The sequence below is a fragment of the Aquabacter spiritensis genome, assembly GCF_004346185.1.
In the GTDB taxonomy this organism is placed as follows: Bacteria; Pseudomonadota; Alphaproteobacteria; order Rhizobiales; family Xanthobacteraceae; genus Aquabacter; species Aquabacter spiritensis.
Map to the genome: position 1 here is coordinate 57,906 of NZ_SMAI01000019.1, position 17,290 is coordinate 75,195.

Annotated in this window: 9 protein-coding genes; 4 read left to right on the forward strand and 5 right to left on the reverse strand. The window is 65.6% G+C overall.

Annotation, left to right across the window (positions count from 1 at the left end; all coding sequences use genetic code 11):
• The first annotated feature begins 173 nt into the window (after positions 1 to 173).
• The gene (locus EDC64_RS21690) at positions 174 to 497 is read left to right on the forward strand and encodes a hypothetical protein (RefSeq protein ID WP_132035529.1); all 324 of its coding nucleotides are present in this window, start codon (positions 174 to 176) and stop codon (positions 495 to 497) included.
• A 64-nt stretch (positions 498 to 561) separates the two neighbouring features.
• Here EDC64_RS21690 and EDC64_RS21695 read toward each other — a convergent pair whose 3' ends face one another.
• Complete coding sequence (locus EDC64_RS21695; protein ID WP_132035532.1) at positions 562 to 2,790, reverse strand: transglycosylase domain-containing protein; 2,229 nt, start codon at positions 2,788 to 2,790, stop codon at positions 562 to 564.
• 247 nt (positions 2,791 to 3,037) lie between these two features.
• On the opposite strand from EDC64_RS21695, the gene EDC64_RS21700 reads away from it, so the two are divergent.
• Both EDC64_RS21700 and EDC64_RS21705 read left to right on the forward strand, forming a co-directional pair.
• Complete coding sequence (locus EDC64_RS21700) at positions 3,038 to 3,790, forward strand: amino acid ABC transporter ATP-binding protein (protein WP_132035535.1); 753 nt, start codon at positions 3,038 to 3,040, stop codon at positions 3,788 to 3,790.
• 34 nt (positions 3,791 to 3,824) lie between these two features.
• Positions 3,825 to 5,342 (forward strand): ABC transporter substrate-binding protein/permease, encoded by a 1,518-nt coding sequence (locus tag EDC64_RS21705; protein ID WP_132035538.1) that lies wholly within the window; start codon positions 3,825 to 3,827, stop codon positions 5,340 to 5,342.
• 71 nt (positions 5,343 to 5,413) lie between these two features.
• Here EDC64_RS21705 and EDC64_RS21710 read toward each other — a convergent pair whose 3' ends face one another.
• Both EDC64_RS21710 and EDC64_RS21715 read right to left on the reverse strand, forming a co-directional pair.
• The gene (locus EDC64_RS21710) at positions 5,414 to 6,583 is read right to left on the reverse strand and encodes an acetyl-CoA acetyltransferase (protein WP_132035541.1); all 1,170 of its coding nucleotides are present in this window, start codon (positions 6,581 to 6,583) and stop codon (positions 5,414 to 5,416) included.
• Between the two features lie 135 nt (positions 6,584 to 6,718).
• Positions 6,719 to 7,657, reverse strand: coding sequence for a GlxA family transcriptional regulator (locus tag EDC64_RS21715; RefSeq protein ID WP_132035544.1), 939 nt, complete (start codon positions 7,655 to 7,657; stop codon positions 6,719 to 6,721).
• 93 nt (positions 7,658 to 7,750) lie between these two features.
• On the opposite strand from EDC64_RS21715, the gene EDC64_RS21720 reads away from it, so the two are divergent.
• Complete coding sequence (locus EDC64_RS21720; RefSeq protein WP_132035547.1) at positions 7,751 to 8,437, forward strand: DJ-1/PfpI family protein; 687 nt, start codon at positions 7,751 to 7,753, stop codon at positions 8,435 to 8,437.
• Between the two features lie 133 nt (positions 8,438 to 8,570).
• On the opposite strand, the gene EDC64_RS21725 is transcribed toward EDC64_RS21720, so the two are convergent.
• A complete protein-coding gene (locus tag EDC64_RS21725) occupies positions 8,571 to 10,373 on the reverse strand; it encodes a ShlB/FhaC/HecB family hemolysin secretion/activation protein (RefSeq protein WP_132035550.1) in 1,803 nt (600 codons plus the stop codon).
• 8 nt (positions 10,374 to 10,381) lie between these two features.
• A complete protein-coding gene (locus EDC64_RS21730) occupies positions 10,382 to 17,152 on the reverse strand; it encodes an MBG domain-containing protein (RefSeq protein WP_132035553.1) in 6,771 nt (2,256 codons plus the stop codon).
• Between the last annotated feature and the right edge of the window lie 138 nt (positions 17,153 to 17,290).

Here is a 17,290-nt window from a genome sequence, read left to right on the forward strand (position 1 = left end):
CGAAACGCGTCGCCGGACAGGCTATCGGCCCCACAGATCCGCCGCCCTGCCCGTCGAAATATGCAGATTCCTGGCATGCGAGCGGATCCGAGGGGTTCCCCTTGGCCAATCCTCTTCTTTTTTAGTTGGGTGTATGGCTGTCTTTTCTAAAGAACTGAGCGCGGGAGATACAAATGTCTTGGACGATCACGAATAGACAACTGGATCCGATGACGTTCACCCAGGAAAACGGGATCAGCTCGACTGCAAATGGCGGCGAAGCCGTCGTGGTCGCGGTCGGGGTGGCGCGCGTGACCTACCACAAGTTGAATTACAAGCGCTTCGGCATCTGGCCCTTTCCGGACGGGCAGGCGCTGAACGCGACCTATGGGGGCGGCCAGAATATCTACATCACCAACCCGACAAGCGCGGTGGACTGCGTCTTCCAATATGCGCCCTCGGAGGAGGCCGAGGCCCCGACGCGGCGCAGTCGCGGCTCGGAAACCGCCCGGCGCTGAGCGGAGCGGTCCCGTTCCGACCGGACTGCGCGACGATCGGATGGCATTGCCACCCGAGCCCACCCTATCGCCGACCGCCGAGGAAGGTGTCGACAAACCAGCGGTCGAGGGTCATGGGCTCCTGCTGGCGCGGCGCCTGGCCCTGCGGCAGCGTGCCGACGACCGCCGCCGGCGCCTCCTCGGGGACGGCGCCGGGAAAGCCGAACCCGGCGAGCGTCGGCCCGCCACCCGGCAGACTCGCCACCGGCACGCCCTGCAAGGCGGATTTCATGTAGCGGCTCCAGATCTCGACCGGCAGATTGGCGCCCGAGGCCTTCTTGGTGGGCGAGGCATCGTCATTGCCCAGCCAGACCGCGGTGACGAGGCGCGCGGTATAGCCGACGAACCAGGCGTCGCGATAATCCTGCGAGGTGCCGGTCTTGCCGGCGGCCTCCCAGCCGGGCAGATCGGCGCGGCGTCCGGTGCCGGTGAGCAGGGTTTCCTGGAGCATCCGGTTCATCATCCCGGCATATTCCGGCGCGATCACCCGTCCGGGACCCGAGGCCGAACGGGAATAGAGCATTTTCCCGTCGGCGCCGCGCACGCTCTCGATCACATAAGGGATCACGCCGATGCCGCCATTGGCGAACGGCGCATAGGCCGAGGCGAGTTCCAGCACCGAAACCTCGGATGTGCCGAGCGCGATCGACGCGTTGGGTTCAAGCGGCGAAGCGATGCCGAGGCGCCGCGCCGTCGCCACAACCGCTTTCGGGCCGACTTCCAGCACCAGGCGGACCGACACCGTGTTGAGCGAAGCGGCGAGCGCCTGCTGCAGCGTGACGGGGCCGCGATAATCGTGGGTCGAATTCTCCGGACGCCAGCCCTTGAGCTGGATCGGCGCATCCTCGCGCACCGTGTCGGGCCGCAGACCGCGCTCCAGCGCCGTAAGATAGATAAAGGGCTTGAAGGCCGAGCCCGGCTGACGCCGCGCGGTCACCGCGCGGTTGAACTGGCTCTCCTCATAGGACCGGCCGCCGATCAGCGCCTTCACGGCGCCGTCGGTATCGAGCGAGACCAGTGCGCCCTGCTGCACGCCGAACTTGCCGCCGGATTTCCCCAGCGTCTCGGAAAGCGCGGCCTGCGCCTGCGCCTGCATGGCGCCGTCGATCGTGGTGCGCACCGTCACGTCGCCGGAGAGTTCGCCGACATAGGAATCGAGCTGCTCCACCACCCAGTCCGCGACATAGCCGATCGAGCCGGGGGCCGAAGGTGGGGCGACGACGCCCGGCCGGGCCAGCGCCGCAGCCTGCATTTCGGGGGAGATGAACTTCTGCTCGCGCATCGCGCCGAGCACCAGCGCCGCGCGCTCCTGTGCGGCGGCGAGATTCCGCGTCGGGGCGAGGCGGGACGGGGCGTTGACGATGCCGGCGAGCATCGCCGCCTCGGCCAGGGTCACCGTGCGTGCCGATTTGCCGAAATAGCGCTGCGCCGCCGCCTCCACGCCATAGGCGCCGGCGCCGAAATAAACCCGGTTCATGTAAAGATCGAGGATCTCGGCCTTGGTGAATTTCTGCTCCAGCCAGAGCGCGAGGACCACTTCCTGGATCTTTCGCGAGAAAGTCCGCTCCTGGGTCAGGAACAGGTTTTTGGCGAGCTGTTGGGTCAGCGTCGAGCCGCCCTGACGGACACGGCCGGACACCATATTGGCAGCGAGCGCGCGCGCGAGCCCCAGCGGATCGAGCCCCCAATGGTCGTAGAAGCGCCGATCCTCGATCGCGATGAAGGCATTGGGCAGATAGGCCGGCAATTGCTTCAGGGGCACGGCCGCCCCGCCCATGTCGCCGCGCGCCGCCAGCGGCTGACCGTCCGCCGATTGGATCAGGATGGTCGGGGGCCGCTTCGGCACCATCAAAGTGTGCATCGGCGGCAGCTTCGACGCCTCGAAGGCAACCAGGCCCGCCGCCGCGATCCCCGCCCACAGGCCGAGAATGAGACACCATTTGACCAGCCAGAGGAGCGGGCCGCCGCGCCGACGGCGGCGGGCCGGGGCGCGCTTCGGCTCGGCCTTGCCGCGGCGCGGTGCGGCGGCTTGGGCCTTCCCGCCGGCGGAGCGGCTGCGTTGAACGGTGTGCGCCACCGCGCTCCTTTCGCTGTCCTCCGGGCGATGCTCCGCCCGGGCGCGGCGCTTCGGCCGCTCGTCCACCCGCGGCCCGGCAGCACGATCGCCTTCCTGGAGGCGAATGTCGAACAGCGTCTCGGGCCGTTCGAGAACGGGTTCCCGCCGCGTGTCTTCGTCCCGTCCTCGCCACGCCATGGTGCTTCCGCCCGCCATTGGTTCGAGCAGACCTGAAAGACCTTCAATGCGGCCGTTTAAGGAGGAGTTAACGGCCACCCGGCGGCACATGCCAGAGCGCGGCGGGCTTACGGCCGGGTGTGGCGCGCGGGCGACACGCCGGCACTTCCGGCACCGGCTTGGACGTAGCGGCAAGCGGTAACAGATTTGTCACGGCTCTGTCATACGCGGCCGATACGCCGGAAGGATCGGGACGGGGGACTTCCAGATGCAGCCGATCTTGCGCGCCGAGAACGTGCACAAGTCGTTCGACAAGACGCACATTCTGAAGGGGGTGAGCTTCCAGATCGAAGAGGGCGACCTCGTTTCGATCATCGGCCCCTCCGGCTGCGGCAAGTCCACGCTGCTGCGTTGCCTGAACGGCCTGGAAACCCTGGATTCCGGCATGATCGAGGCGTGCGGCGTGCGCCTCGAGCGCAAGCCCGGCGCGCCCGAGGTCCCCGGCGAGGTGGCCCACCGGCTGCGGCGCAATGTCGGCATGGTATTCCAGCAATATAATCTCTTTCCCCACAAGACCCTGCTCCAGAACGTGATGATGGCACCGATGGTCGTGAAGGGCACCAAGAAGGAGGAGGCCGAGGCGAATGCCGAGCGCCTGCTCAAGAAGGTGGGCCTGTACGAGCAGATGGACCGCTACCCGATCAACATGTCCGGCGGCCAGCAGCAGCGCGGCGCGATCGCCCGCGCGCTCGCCATGGCCCCGAAGATCATGCTGTATGACGAGCCGACCTCGGCGCTCGATCCCGGCCTCGTCGACGAGGTGCTCGACGTCATGAAGGAGCTGGACGCCGAGGGGATGACGCAGATCGTCGTCACCCACGAGATGCGCTTCGCGCGCGATGCCTCGGACTACATCATCTATATGGAGAAGGGCGATATCGTCGAGATTTCCGACGAGGACGAGATCTTCGAGAACCCGAAAGATCCGCGCACCCGCCAATTCCTGCATCGCTTCGCCTGACCCCCTTCCCGTCGGACCTGAACCGGGGATCGCCATGCGCTTCGCCCTCGCCGTCCTTTTGACTCTACTCTCGCTCGGCCAAGCCCTGGCACAGAGCCCCCCGCCGGCCACCAGCACCCCGCTGCGCTATGGCGGGGACAGCACCTCCGGCGCGCCCTACACGTTCAAGGATCCCGCTGATCCGGACATTACGGTCGGGTTCGAAGTCGACATCATGACCCAGCTCGGGATCGAGATCGGGCGCAAGACGGTATTCGTCCAGAACGACTGGAGCAATCTGATCCCCGGCCTCAATGCCGGACTCTACGATGCGGTGATCAACGGCCTCGAAATCACCGCCGCGCATCAGGCGGCGGCGGATTTCTCGATCCCCTATTACGTCACGTTCGGCCAGATCGTGATCCGGCGCGGCGACGCCGACGTCCCCGACATCGCCGCCCTGCGTGGCAAGAGCGTCGGGACCCTCAAATCGAGCCAGATGGAATATGTGCTGCGCAGTTTCGGCGGCATCGACGTGCGCAGCTACGAGGAGGAAATCGACGCCTATTCCGACCTCAAGCTGAAGCGCATCGACGCCACCGTGATGGATTTTCCGATCGCGGTCTATTACGCGCAGCCGGACCGCGAACTCCAGTTCACCGGCGCTCCGGTCGGCCGCATCGAATACGGCATTGCGGTCAAGAAGGGCGGCAATCCGCAGCTTCTCGCGCAGATCAATACCGGCCTGTCGCAGATGATCCAGGACGGCGAGATGCGCAAGATTCTCGACCGCTGGGGCATCTGGACGCCCATGATGGCGCAGTTTACCGGCGATGCCAGACCGATGCAGGCGCAGCCCGACGCCTACAACCATTTCGTCGAGGCGACCCAACCCCAGGGCTGGCAGGCCCAGCTCGAGCGCTATATGCGCTTCATGCCCCAATTGCTGTGGGCCGCCGTGATGACCATGGAGATTTCGATCCTCGCCATGTTCATTGCCGTCGGCCTCGGCGCCACGCTGGCGCTGTGCCGGGTCTATGGCGGCGTCTGGCTCGACCGCCTCGCCCAGGTCTATATCGAAGTGGTTCGCGGCACGCCGCTGCTGATCCAGGTCCTGTTCATCTATTACGGCCTGCCCAAGATCGGCATCCAGCTCGACCCGTTCATCGCCGGCGTGCTGGCGCTCGGGCTGAACTATGCCGCCTACGAGGCGGAGAATTACCGCGCCGGTCTCCTCGCCATCCCGCGTCACCAGATGGAGGCGGCGATCGCACTCAACATGACCGAGCGCCAGTCGCTGCGCCATGTCGTGATCCCGCAGGCGGCGCGCATCGTGCTGCCGCCCACCACCAACGACTTCATTTCGCTGATCAAGGATTCGTCGCTGGTCTCGGTGATCTCGCTGGTCGAACTGACCAAGACCTATGAGCTGATCTCGACCACCTATTACGACTATTTCGGCACCGGGCTCCTGGTGGCCGGCATGTACCTGCTGCTCGGCCTGCCCTTCGTGCGCCTCGCCAAATGGGCCGAGCGCCATGTCAGCCGGGGCATGACGCGCACCACGAAGTGACGGGACCGACCGGCCTCGGCCGGTCGGCCCGCCGACGACCGGCGGCAGCCCGTGGACGCCGCCGGTCTCGCTCACTTCACGCGTTCGAGCACGCTCACATAATTGGCCACCGCAGCGCCGCCCATATTGAAGATGCCGGCGAGCTTGGCGCCGTCGATCTGCATGTCGCCCGCCTCGCCCATCAGCTGCATGGCGCACAGAACGTGCATCGAGACGCCGGTGGCGCCGATCGGATGGCCCTTGGACTTCAGCCCGCCCGAGGGATTGACCGGCAGCCGCCCGCCCTTCTGGGCGATGCCCTCGCGCACCACCTTGTAGCCTTCGCCCGGCTTGGCGAGGCCCATCGCCTCATATTCGATCAGCTCGGCCACGGTGAAGCAGTCGTGGGTCTCGACGAGGTCGAGATCGTCGAGCGTGAGCCCGCCGGCCTCCAGCGCCTTCGCCCAGGCACGGCGCGCGCCCTCGAAAGCGACCGGGTCGCGGCGCGACATGGGCATGATGTCGTTCGCCTGGGCGCGGGCGCGGAAGGCGATGCCGCGCGCCAGGCTCTCGGCCACGTCCGGCGCCGCGATCACCAAAGCGGCGGCGCCGTCCGAGACCAGCGAGCAATCGGTGCGGCGCAGCGGGCCGGCGACATAGGGGTTCTTCTCGGAGATCGTGTTGCAGAACTCGAAGCCGAAATCCTTACGCATCTGCGCGAACGGGTTCGCAACGCCGTTCCGGTGGTTCTTCGCGGCGATGTGCGCCAACTCCTCCGAGCGGTCGCCATAGCGCTGGAAATAGGTCTGGGCGATGCGGCCGAACACGCCGGCAAACCCGCCCTCGATGTCCGCCTCCTCCTTGCGGTAGGAAGCGTTGAGCAGGATGTCGCCGACCTCGGCGGTGGGCTTCGCCGTCATCTTCTCCGCGCCGACCACCAGAGCGACCTTGCCGCGCCCGCTCTCGATGAAGTCGAGCGCGGTATGGATCGCCGCCGAGCCCGTGGCGCAGGCGTTTTCCACCCGCACCGCCGGCGTATAAGCGAGGTCCGGCACCGAGAGAGCCGGCATCGCGCCCTGGAAATCCTGCTTCTGGAAGCCGGAATTGAAGACGCCGACGAACACGCCGTCCACCTGACCGGGTTCGATACCGGCATGCTCGAGCGCGGTGCCAGCGACCCGGCCCATCAGCGCCTCGGTGTCGGCATCCTCGAGCTTGCCGAAGGGGGAGTGGGCCCAGCCCACAATGGCGGATTTGGTCATGGGTTCCTCCGATGCGCGGCTCTTGCGCGGGCATGCCCCGCCGCGCGGTCCCCGCACCCAAGCGCGGCGCGCGCATAAGGTCAATGCCGGAGCCGCGCACCAAGGGAGCCGGACGGTCTGGTGAGGCCCTCAGCTCTACCGGCTGCGGGCGGCGCGGCGCAGCGATTGCGGTGGCTGGCCGAAGGCGCGAACGAAGGCCCGCCGCATGCGCTCGGCATCGCGAAAACCGGTTGCCTCGGCAACGCGCTCGATCAATTCGCCAGACGATTGGACATGCTCGCGCGCCACCTCCAGCCGCAGCCTCTCGATGGCCTTAGACGGCGTCGAACCGGTCTCGGCAGTGAAGACCCGGGCAAAGTGGCGGGGGCTGAGGCCGGCGCGGTCGGCCAGGTCGTCGACGGTCAGCGGCTTGTCCAGATGCTCCCGCACCCAGCTGAGCAAAGGACCGAACCGCCCATTGGGGGTCTTCAATTCAAGCAGGGACGAGAATTGCGACTGGCCCCCGCTGCGGCGATGGTAGAGCACGAGTTGGCAGGCGACCTCCTTGGCGACCGGCTCGCCATGATCGTCGGCGACGATCGCAAGGGCGAGGTCGATCCCCGCGGTGACGCCGGCCGAGGTCCACACATTTCCGTCGCGCAGGAAGATCCGGTCGGGATCGAGCTTCACCTTGGGATAACGCGAGACGAAGTCCTGCGTGCGGCACCAATGCGTGGTCGCCTTGCGGCCATCCAGCAGGCCTGCGGCCGCCAGGATATAGGCGCCCGAGCACACGCTGGCGACACGTACGCCGCGGCGGGCGAGGCGCCGCACGAAGGCCAGGGTCGTCCGGCATTCGGTGGCCGCCTCGACTCCGAGGCCACCTGCAACGATGAGCGTCGTGATCGCGCTCTTGGAGCGCAGGCTGGATGCCAGCACGTCCACGCCGCAGGAACTGCGCACCGGCCCGGCCTGCAGCGCGATCATCCGGACGTTCGGGGCCGCCGGAACGACGCGCCGTGCCAGCTCGAAGACCGAAGCCGGTCCGGCGGCATCGAGCAATTGGAAATCCGGAAACACCAGGATCCCGATCATGGAAATGTCCGCAAATGAGGGAACTGAGGCATTTGAGATCAAAGGCCACCATGGCACGTTGCGCGGGTCAAGGTCGAATTCGAAGGTCAGAGAATGCCCCAGCCATTGCAGATCGGTCTGCTCGTCTTCCCCCGGATCACGCAGCTCGACATGACCGGCCCGCTCCAAGTGTTCTCGAGCCTGTCCGGCGCCGAAATCCATCTGGTCTGGAAGCGGATCGAGGGGGTGCCGAGCGATACCGTCCTCTCCATCCAACCGACCACGACCTTCGCGGACTGTCCGCAGCTCGACGTCATCTGCGTGCCGGGCGGCTATGGCACCGACGATTTGATGTGCGACGCGGAGGTGCTGGATTTCCTGCGCCGCCAGGCGGGCGGTGCACGGTACGTGACGTCGGTCTGCACCGGGTCGATCGTGCTCGCGGCAGCGGGGTTGCTCACCGGCTATCGCGCCACGACGCATTGGAGCGCCATCGAGGTCCTTCCCATTCTCGGCGCGACGATCTCCCGCGAGCGCGTCTGCATCGACCGGAACCGCATCACCGGCGGAGGCATCACGGCGGGCATCGACCTTGGCCTGACGGTGGTCGCCGAACTGGCGGATCGCCGGACCGCCGAAGCCATCCAATTGCGCCTGGAATACAATCCGGCCCCGCCCTTCAATGCGGGGTCTCCGGAAACCGCGCCGCCGGAGGTTCTCGCAATGCTGGAGGACAGGATGAAAGTCGCCCGGCAGGCAAGGTTGGCGCTGGCCCGGCAGGTCGCAGCGGACCGGCGTTGAGAGCGCCGAGCCTCCGTCAGGGCCGATTAGATGCAGTGCAAGCTGATCAGACACCGCGCGCTCTAAAGCATGTTTAGCGATCGACATCACCGTCGACGTCCACTCCAGCGCCGGTTCCTTACCCCACCCCGGATCAATAGCTCACATAGATCCGGGCCTGGAAGGTGAAGTCCCCGGCGCGGGTGTAGATGGCATCGCTCAGCGCGAGGCCACCCACCAAAGTGGCGGTGAGGTTGCGGTTCAAAGTGTAGTCGACGCCGAGCCCCAGGCCCGCCAAGGAATAGTCGGTGCGTCCCACCGGTCCGAGCACGCCGTCATAGCCGTAGAGCCGCCCCCAGCTTAGATCGAGGAAAGCGTATGGCGAGACTTGGTCATGCGTCCCCGCCACGCCGAGAGGCGTCAGAAGTGCGAAAGTGGGCGTGCGCACTTCGTTGCGCCAGACGAAGCCAGTGTCCACGGTGCCGTCGTCCAGCGTGTAGCCGCGCGTCGCATAGAGACCGCCCAGGCTCAGTTGTTCCGTATCCGGCAGAGGCTGTCCGGCGGCGAGAGCCGAAAGGTCACTCACGAATGTGAAGCCGGCGGGCAGCCGCGTCACACGCGAAACCGCGCCCGCTCCGTAGACATATGTGACATCCGTTACCCTGCCGGCGGAATAGCGGACCCAATTTTCGATGCTGTTGCCGGTGAGCACGCCGCCTGGATTGCCCACCAGTTTCGCCTCGAGGCTGGTCGATCCCCAGGCGTCTGGGCGCGCAATGGACCAGCCGAGAGTCATCTCGAAAAGGTCGGCCGAGGCTCCACCCACCGTCTCGTTCGCAAAATAGCTGTTTCGCTCCACGGTCTTTGCGCTCGCCCCGAGAAGCAGGTCACCGGCGAACAGCCCTGGCACGAGATTGGACACAGCAGTGCGATAAACGACCGGAATTTCCAGCGTCGTATTGTCGAACGCGAAGGGCGTACCTACGCTATTTTGCCGTGTCGCAACGTAATTTGGAACGATCTCCAGGCTTTGGCGCGGGCCCGTGGAGATCACGATGCGCGCCGCCTGGCTATAATAGCTCGGCTGCTGCGCCCCGGTCCCCACCGAACCGGGATCGGTCCAGAAATTTGGGCTGCCTGTGACTTGATAGGAGAGGAAGCTCTCCGGCATGCCGAATATCGCCGCGCCGAAGCCGGCATAATAGCGATCGAAACCGGTGGTGTGGGTGCCGGTATTCGACCAGCCGGCGAACACCTGCCACGGCTTCTGCGGCGTCACCTCCAAGGTCAGAGTGCTGAGGCCGAGATCGTCGCCGGGCGAGAAGACTCCGTTGACCGATCTGTAGGGATAGCGGTTCAGCCAGACGAGATCCTCCTCCAGCGCCTCGGCGGAGATCCGCGCCCCAGGCGTGGCCCGCACGCGCGCGGACAACGCCGCTTCGGTTCCGGGTTCCGCGCCGCTCACCCGGACCGAGCCGGTTCGGAACTCGACAACGCGCAACACCAGCACGCCTCCCGTCACCTCCTGCGGGGGCACGACGATGGAGACGAAAGGGTAGCCGGCCGCGCGATATGTTTTGGCGATGGCCGCCTGGATATCGCTGATGCGCTTACGGCTCAGCGGTTGTCCGAGGAAGGGGGCGAGCGCGGCCTCCAGCGCGGTGCGGTCGATGGCGCCGATCGCGCCGATACGGATTCCCGCGGCGGGGCGTCGCGAAAGACTTTCTTGCGGCCCGATCAGATTGATGCCCGAGAGGTTTACGCCGAGGGGCGTGTCGTCCGTCGTACCGGCGAGATCTTGCGGGCCGATGACCAGGCCGCCTTGTCCTGAGACTGCCGGCGGCAGATTGCGCTCGAGGGGAGCCGCCCTTTGGGCCATTGCAGGCGCGACCGTGGCAGCCAGCAGAGCGAGGACGGCGCCGCACGCACGGCGGCGGGTCGTGGTGAAAAGGGCCATGGCGATGCTCACTGCGTGCGGAAGCTCAGCCAGCGGCCAAAGCTGCGGTTGTCCGGGTGAGGTTGGTAGGGGCACACGGCATCGTCCCGGCAGCCGCTCGTCGCGTCAGGGGCGGCTTCCCCCGCTTCGCTCGTCGCGATCAGCGAGACGGTTTCGGCCGTCACAGCCCACTGGTCGGGTGGCGGCTGTGGGATGATGATGAATTCCGTCTGCAATACCGTCAGGCTGCCCTCGACATAGGCGACCGTGTAATTCTCAGAGAGCGAAAGGCTGCCCTGCAGGATCGGATATGAGCCGGGCGGGGAGAGAGGGGTCGCGGGCGTCGAAAGGCTGCCTTGGAAGTCGTCGCCATTAACCAGCCCGAGCCCCCCGACCAGATAGGTGAAAATCGGATTGGCGGCGCCTTGCGGACGGCTCTGGTCGAGCGCCGTGACCGTCACGGCCCGCCGCCCGATGGTCACGTCAGCGGCCAGATAGTTCAACGCATAGTTGGACGAGGCCGCCAAAGTTCCCTGCGAGATCCCATAGGTGCCGACGTCGGCGGTCGGCGCCGCCATCGTCGCCAGCGCCCCCGCCAGCGTGTCGCCATTGACCAGAGAGCCCGCCGTCACCGCATAGGTCAGAGCCGGAACGCTGTCGCCATAGGTCATGCTCTGCGCGTCGGCCGTCACAGTGATCGGACGGGCGCCGATGGTCACGTTCGCCCCGACATAGCCGATGGCATAGTTCGCATTGCCGAGCGTGCCCTGCGTGATCCCATAAGTGCCGACATCGGCGGTCGGCGTCGCCGTCGTCGCCAGCGCCCCCGCCAACGTGTCGCCATTGACCAGCGATCCCGCCGTCACCGCATAGGTCAGAGCCGGAACGCTGTCGCCATAGGTCATGCTCTGCGCGTCGGCCGTCACCGTGATCGGACGCGCGCCGATGGTCACGTTCGCCCCGACATAGCCGATGGCATAGTTCGCATTGGCGAGCGTGCCCTGCGTGATCCCATAAGTGCCGACATCGGCGGTCGGCGTCGCCATCGTCGCCAGCGCCCCCGCCAGCGTGTCGCCATTGACCAGAGAGCCCGCCGTCACCGCATAGGTCAGAGCCGGAACGCTGTCGCCATAGGTCATGCTCTGCGCGTCGGCCGTCACCGTGATCGAACGGGCGGTGACCGCGAAGCTACCGCCGACATAAGACAGAGTGTAATTCCCCGCCGCCGCGCCCGACAGCACCCCGCCCGCGGCAGTGGTCGCATAGCCGGTCCCGACATTCGCAGTCGAGGTGGCGTTTGTCGTCACCGTCACCCCAGAGAGCTGTCCGGGGCCCTGCCCGTTCTTCCAGCCCGCGCTGGTATAGCCGAGCGTCGGCACGTCATCGCCATAGATCATCGTGCCGGGATCGGCGGTGACGGTCAGCGGCGCGGCGCCGATGGTCACGTTCGCCCCGACATAGCCGATGGCATAGTTCGCATTGCCGAGCGTGCCCTGCGTGATCCCATAGGTGCCGACATTGGCGGTCGGCGTCGCCGTCGTCGCCAGCGCCCCCGCCAACGTGTCGCCATTGACCAGCGATCCCGCCGTCACCGCATAGGTCAGAGCCGGAACGCTGTCGCCATAGGTCATGCTCTGCGCGTCGGCCGTCACCGTGATCGGACGGGCGGTGACCGCGAAGCTACCGCCGACATAAGACAGAGTGTAATTCCCCGCCGCCGCGCCCGACAGCACCCCGCCCGCGGCAGTGGTCGCATAGCCGGTCCCGACATTCGCAGTCGAGGTGGCGTTTGTCGTCACCGTCACTCCAGAGAGCAGACTGGCATCCTGCCCATTCTTCCAGCCGGAACTCGTATAGCCGAACCCGGTGGGGACGGCATCGCCATAGACCATTGTGCCGGGATCGGCCGTCACGCTGAGGATGGCCGGCGTCACCGTCAGAACGCCGGTAATGGGGCTCACATCGACGAAGTAACCCTGCGCCCCAGGTGCGAGCGCGACACCGCTTCCCGATAAGGTATAACCGTAGTCTCCGGCATTGCTCGCCTGCGTCGGGGCGCTGCCGCCATCCCAGGCAAACACGGCCTCGGGCGAGAGAAGGGTGTCGATGCTGTCGCCGGCACGCATCGTTCCGGAGACGAGCACCGGCGTGTCGACGTCGGGGTTGCTGTCGCCGTAAGCGCGGCTGGCTTTGGAACTCCCCATCGCGATCCGCGCCGCGTCCGCGGTGTCGAGAACGCCGATGCGGGTGGTCGTTCCCCCCTCCACGAAGCTGATGGCGTTGCCGGCCGTGGTCGCGAAGATCGATGCCGTCGCCTCGTCTGTCCAGGTCACTTCGGTTCCCGCCGAAAGAACGACATTTGCGGCGGAAATCAGCAGCGCACCGGTATAGGTCTGGCCGAGAACGGTGCTGATCGAGGTCGAAAGGGTGATCGCGGAGCCGTCCGTCGGGCCGAGATTGGCGATGGCGAGCGTATCGGCGGAAACCGCACCGAGAAGGATATTTCCACTGCCGTTCTCGTCACGCCCCGCGCCGGTGTCGAGCGTGAGGGTCAGGGTGCCGCCGGCCGCGAGGGTGACGGCCTCTGCATCGATCACCGCCGCACCGGCGTCGCGATCGGCGGCGACGACGCCGGCGCTCTGAGGGGCGTTCGCGCGCAGAGTCAAATCCCCGCCAACGCTCACGTTCACCGAGAGGAGGATGGAGCGACCCGCCTCCAGCGTCAGCGAGGCGGCCGTGCTCGAGATGACGGCGCTCTGGACGGTGATGTCGTTGGAGGCCTGCAGGACGAGATCGGTGCCGGAATTCAGCACCGCCGTCAACGCCGCGCTGGTGAGCGTGACGCTCTGGCCGGTGGCCCGCGCAAAGGTCAGGCCGCCGGATGCGGCGTCGATCTCGGTCAGCCCCACATAGACCCGACCTCCTCCACTCGCGAGAAAAATGTCGGCGGACGGGATCGACCCGGAACTTGCCAGCGGGGTACTTGATGTCGGTGCAATCAGAGAGTTCTGCGCCGAAACGACGCCCGTAATCCCGGACGCTCCGCTGCCCCATGTCACCGCGCCGGCGGACGTCACGATGCCGTATCTATAATTTCCACTGACGACAACATAGTCGCCATTGGCAAATGCGAGGAGGCCTGAATTTCCAAGATAAGCGTTCGTGCCCCAACCGACGAGCGAGTTGGCGCTAGAAATAACGCCCGTTATCCCCGTCGCCCCATTCCCCCAGGTCACCGCACCGGCATTCACCGTGCTGCCATTGTCCCAATTATGGCTCCGAACGACGTAATTGCCGTTGGCAAGCGCGACGATGTTACCGTTGCCGACATTATCGTTGGCCGTCGAACCGACGAGGGAGTTCGCACTTGAAACAACGCCCGCAATACCCGTCGCGCCGTTCCCCCACGTCACAGCGCCGGCAGCCGCGATGTTGCCATTGTTCCAGTATTGAGTGGCGACGACATAATTGCCGTTCGTAAGCGCAGTGGCCTTGTAGCCGACCGAATCGTTGGAGGCCGACCCGACGAGGGAGTTCGCGCTTGAAACGAGGCCAGTGATCCCTGTCGCGCCATTCCCCCACGTCGCCGCGCCGGCGTTCGCCGCGCTGCCATTGTCCCAGTTTGGACTGAGGACGACATAATGTCCGTTCGTGAGGACTATCAAAGAGCTGCCGACCTGATCGTTCGCCGTCGAGCCGATGAGGGAATTGGAAATCGAAACGGTCCCAGTGACGCCACTCGTTCCAGATCCCCACGTGACGGCGCCGACATTCGACACGTTCCCGTTGTCCCAGCCGGAGGTTCCGACCACGTAGTTGCCATTGGCGAGCGCAAGGACAAAACCGCTGCCGGCCTGATCGCTAGAGGAAGAACCAACCAACGAATTCGACGAAGAGACGACGCCCACAGTGCCGGTCGACCCATTCCCCCAGGTCACGGCGCCGACATTCTGCACGCTCGCATTGTCCCAGTAGGCGCTTCTGACGACATAATTGCCGTTGGTCAGCGCGGTGACGCCCTGGTAGCTGACCTGATTGTTTGCTGTGGATCCGACGAGGGAATTGGTGCTTGATACGAGGCCGGAAACTCCGGTCGTGCCATTTCCCCAGGTCGCCGCGCCGGCATCGCTGACGCTGCCATTGTCCCAATTGGGGCTTAGGACGACATAATTGCCGTTGGTCAGAGCCGTCACGCCATGAAGGCCGACTTGATCGTTCGCTTTTCCGCCGACCAAAGAGTTTGTGCTCGACACCGCGCCCACAATGCCGCCGGTGCCGCTGCCCCACGTCGCGGCACCGGCATTCGTGATGCCGCCATTGTCCCAATAGGGACTTTGGACGACATAATTGCCGTTGGCGAGCGCCAGAACGCCCCCCAACCCGACAGTGTCCGATGCGGTGGAGCCGACGAGAGAATTGGCGCTCGAAACGAGGCCCGAAACCCCGCCCGTCCCACTCCCCCAAGTGACGGCACCGACATCCCCCACGGCACCGTTGTCCCAGTTTTGCGTGACAACGACATAATTTCCATTTGTGAGCACCACGACGCCGCTTGCGCCTGATCCGACGTTGTCGTTTGCCGATCCGCCGACAAGGGAGTTGGAAATCGATACAAAACCGGTGCTGCCGGTCGCGCCATTCGCCCACGTGACGGCACCGGCATTGGAAAGACTGCCATTGTCCCAATTTGGACTTCTGATGAGGTAATTGCCGCTGGGAAGCGCCACAACGCCGGCACTGCCGACAAAATCGCTTCCCGTAGTTCCGATCACGGAATTTAAACTGGAGATGACACCCGAAATGCCCGTCGTCCCGTTTGCCCAAGTCACGGCTCCGACATTCGTCGTGCTGCCATTGTCCCAATTGGGGGATCCGAAGACATAATTTCCGTTGGTCAGTTCGATGGCCGCCTGGCTCGCAACGGAATTGCCTGCCGTATCGCCGTAAATGGCAGAGATCAGGGCCCCGGTGGTGCCATTGAACAGATAGGCCGCCCCCACGTCCAAAGCCCCGAAATCGTCGCTCGGGGCGGAGACGAAGACATTGCCATTGGAAAGTGGGACAACACTGGTGCCGAACGAGGTGCCGGCTTGCCCGCCGCTCGGATCGATCAGTTCATATTGGGCCAGGACGCCGGTGGCATCGTCGATCACGATGTTCTTCGGATCGAGCAGCAGGATACCCTTCGCGCCGTTCGCGGCGGAGGCGGTGGCCGTGCCCGCCATGGTGAGCAGGCCCTTGGACGATATCTCGATCGCGCCGCCGTCGCCCGAGGCGGGACCGGCATTCGCCGAGACCGTGCCGTAGAAGGCGGTGGCCTCGTCCGACCACAGCACGATGCTCCCGCCGGCGCCGGCGGACGTCGCATCCGCCGTGATGCGCGTCGCCGGGGAAATATCCAGCGTCTTGGCGGCGGGCAGGGTTGCCCCGCCCTGATAGTCTCCCCCGACCCGGATCGTGCCGCCGCCCTTCGCGCCGCTGGCATCGAGCCGCGCCGCGACGAGGTCGATGTCGGACCCCGTCAGCGTCAGCGTGCCGCCGGTGCCCTGCGCGGCATTGGCCGTGAGCGTACCCGAGGAGAAAACCCGCGGCGCGTCGAGGGTGATGCGCCCGCCGGCCGTTCCGCCATCCGCCCTCAGGCTGCCGGCGGCGGTCTCGACATAGGTGTCCGATGCCTGCGCATCGATCGCGCCGCCAGCGCCCTCGGTGGCGGAGACGTCGATCACGCCGGCATTCAGCAGGGCTGCGGCGCGCAGCGTGACGGTGCCGCCCGCGTTGCCCGAGGCCAGCATCTGGCCGACATGGTAGAGACTGGTCGCATCGACGCGGATCGCGCCGCCGGCCTCGCCCTCGCCCTCGCCCTCGGCATCGAGCGTGCCGGACTGGTCGACCACGCCACCAGCGATCCGGATCTCCCCGCCTTTGGCCTTTCCTGAGGCGCCGGCGGCGCGGCGGGCGGACACCTTCTGCGTCACCCTGACAGTGCCGCTGCCCGCAGTCAGGAAGATGCGACCGCCCTGCGTTGCGACGCCCTTAGCCCGGGTGAGGCTCTCGGTATTGCCAGCCAAGGCATAGACGTTGCCGCCATTGGCCTTCAGTTCGACTTCCGCCGCCTTGATGACGCCGCTCGTCTTGGCTTCGGTGTCCGCGCCACCCACCTTCACGACGAACCTGCCGTCCGAGAGCGCGCCGTCGCGCACCAGCACCTCATATCCCGCCGCCAGCGCCGCGGTGCCGGCGGGTGCCGTGAGAGTGCCGGCGTTTTCCACCTTGCGCGCGATCAAAGCGACGTCGCCGCCGAGGGATCCGATCGAACCGTAATTGGTGACGGACGCCGTGCTCGCGCCCTTGAAGGTCATCGCGCCGCCGGCCAGGAATTCGGCATCTGCGACGTCATGGGTGGAGGCAATGAAGGCCCCCCCCGTCATCACGCTGCCACCCGGCCCGATCGCAATTCCGTTGGGATTGACAAGATAAAGGCTGCCGGAGGCGGAAAGCGATCCATCGATCTGCGAGGGCGAAAAGCCGGTCACGCGGTTGAGCGTGACGCCCGAACCGTTCTCGAAGCGCACCGAATTGCCCGCGCCGATCGAAAACGAGCCCCAATTGATGATGGCCTTGGCGGAGGACTGCGTGACGAGGACGCTTGTGGCGGATGGCGAAGCGACGACCGCCGCCCCCGACCTAACGGAAGGCGCGGTCGGAAGACCGCTTTGACCGTGCACCGGAGCTGCCATGACAAGAAACGCAACGCTCGCAAGAAGATAGCTCGGCGATGCCTGGCTTCGAATACGGATCATGTCTGACTCAACCGATCGCTCTATACGAAATATGCCAGACACTAGCAGCGACCATTACATGTTCAAGATAAAAAGTGCGGTATTCTAATGATAGAATATGTAACAAAATGTATTAGAATTACATCTCAAAGCAAAGGA

Coding starts and splice junctions, on each gene's coding strand:
- EDC64_RS21720 (WP_132035547.1), top strand. CDS start 7,751: ATGCCCCAGCCATTGCAGATCGGTCTGCTCGTCTTCCCCCGGATCACG.
- EDC64_RS21710 (WP_132035541.1), bottom strand. CDS start 6,583: ATGACCAAATCCGCCATTGTGGGCTGGGCCCACTCCCCCTTCGGCAAG.
- EDC64_RS21695 (WP_132035532.1), bottom strand. CDS start 2,790: ATGGCGTGGCGAGGACGGGACGAAGACACGCGGCGGGAACCCGTTCTC.
- EDC64_RS21705 (WP_132035538.1), top strand. CDS start 3,825: ATGCGCTTCGCCCTCGCCGTCCTTTTGACTCTACTCTCGCTCGGCCAA.
- EDC64_RS21725 (WP_132035550.1), bottom strand. CDS start 10,373: ATGGCCCTTTTCACCACGACCCGCCGCCGTGCGTGCGGCGCCGTCCTC.
- EDC64_RS21690 (WP_132035529.1), top strand. CDS start 174: ATGTCTTGGACGATCACGAATAGACAACTGGATCCGATGACGTTCACC.
- EDC64_RS21700 (WP_132035535.1), top strand. CDS start 3,038: ATGCAGCCGATCTTGCGCGCCGAGAACGTGCACAAGTCGTTCGACAAG.
- EDC64_RS21715 (WP_132035544.1), bottom strand. CDS start 7,657: ATGATCGGGATCCTGGTGTTTCCGGATTTCCAATTGCTCGATGCCGCC.
- EDC64_RS21730 (WP_132035553.1), bottom strand. CDS start 17,152: ATGATCCGTATTCGAAGCCAGGCATCGCCGAGCTATCTTCTTGCGAGC.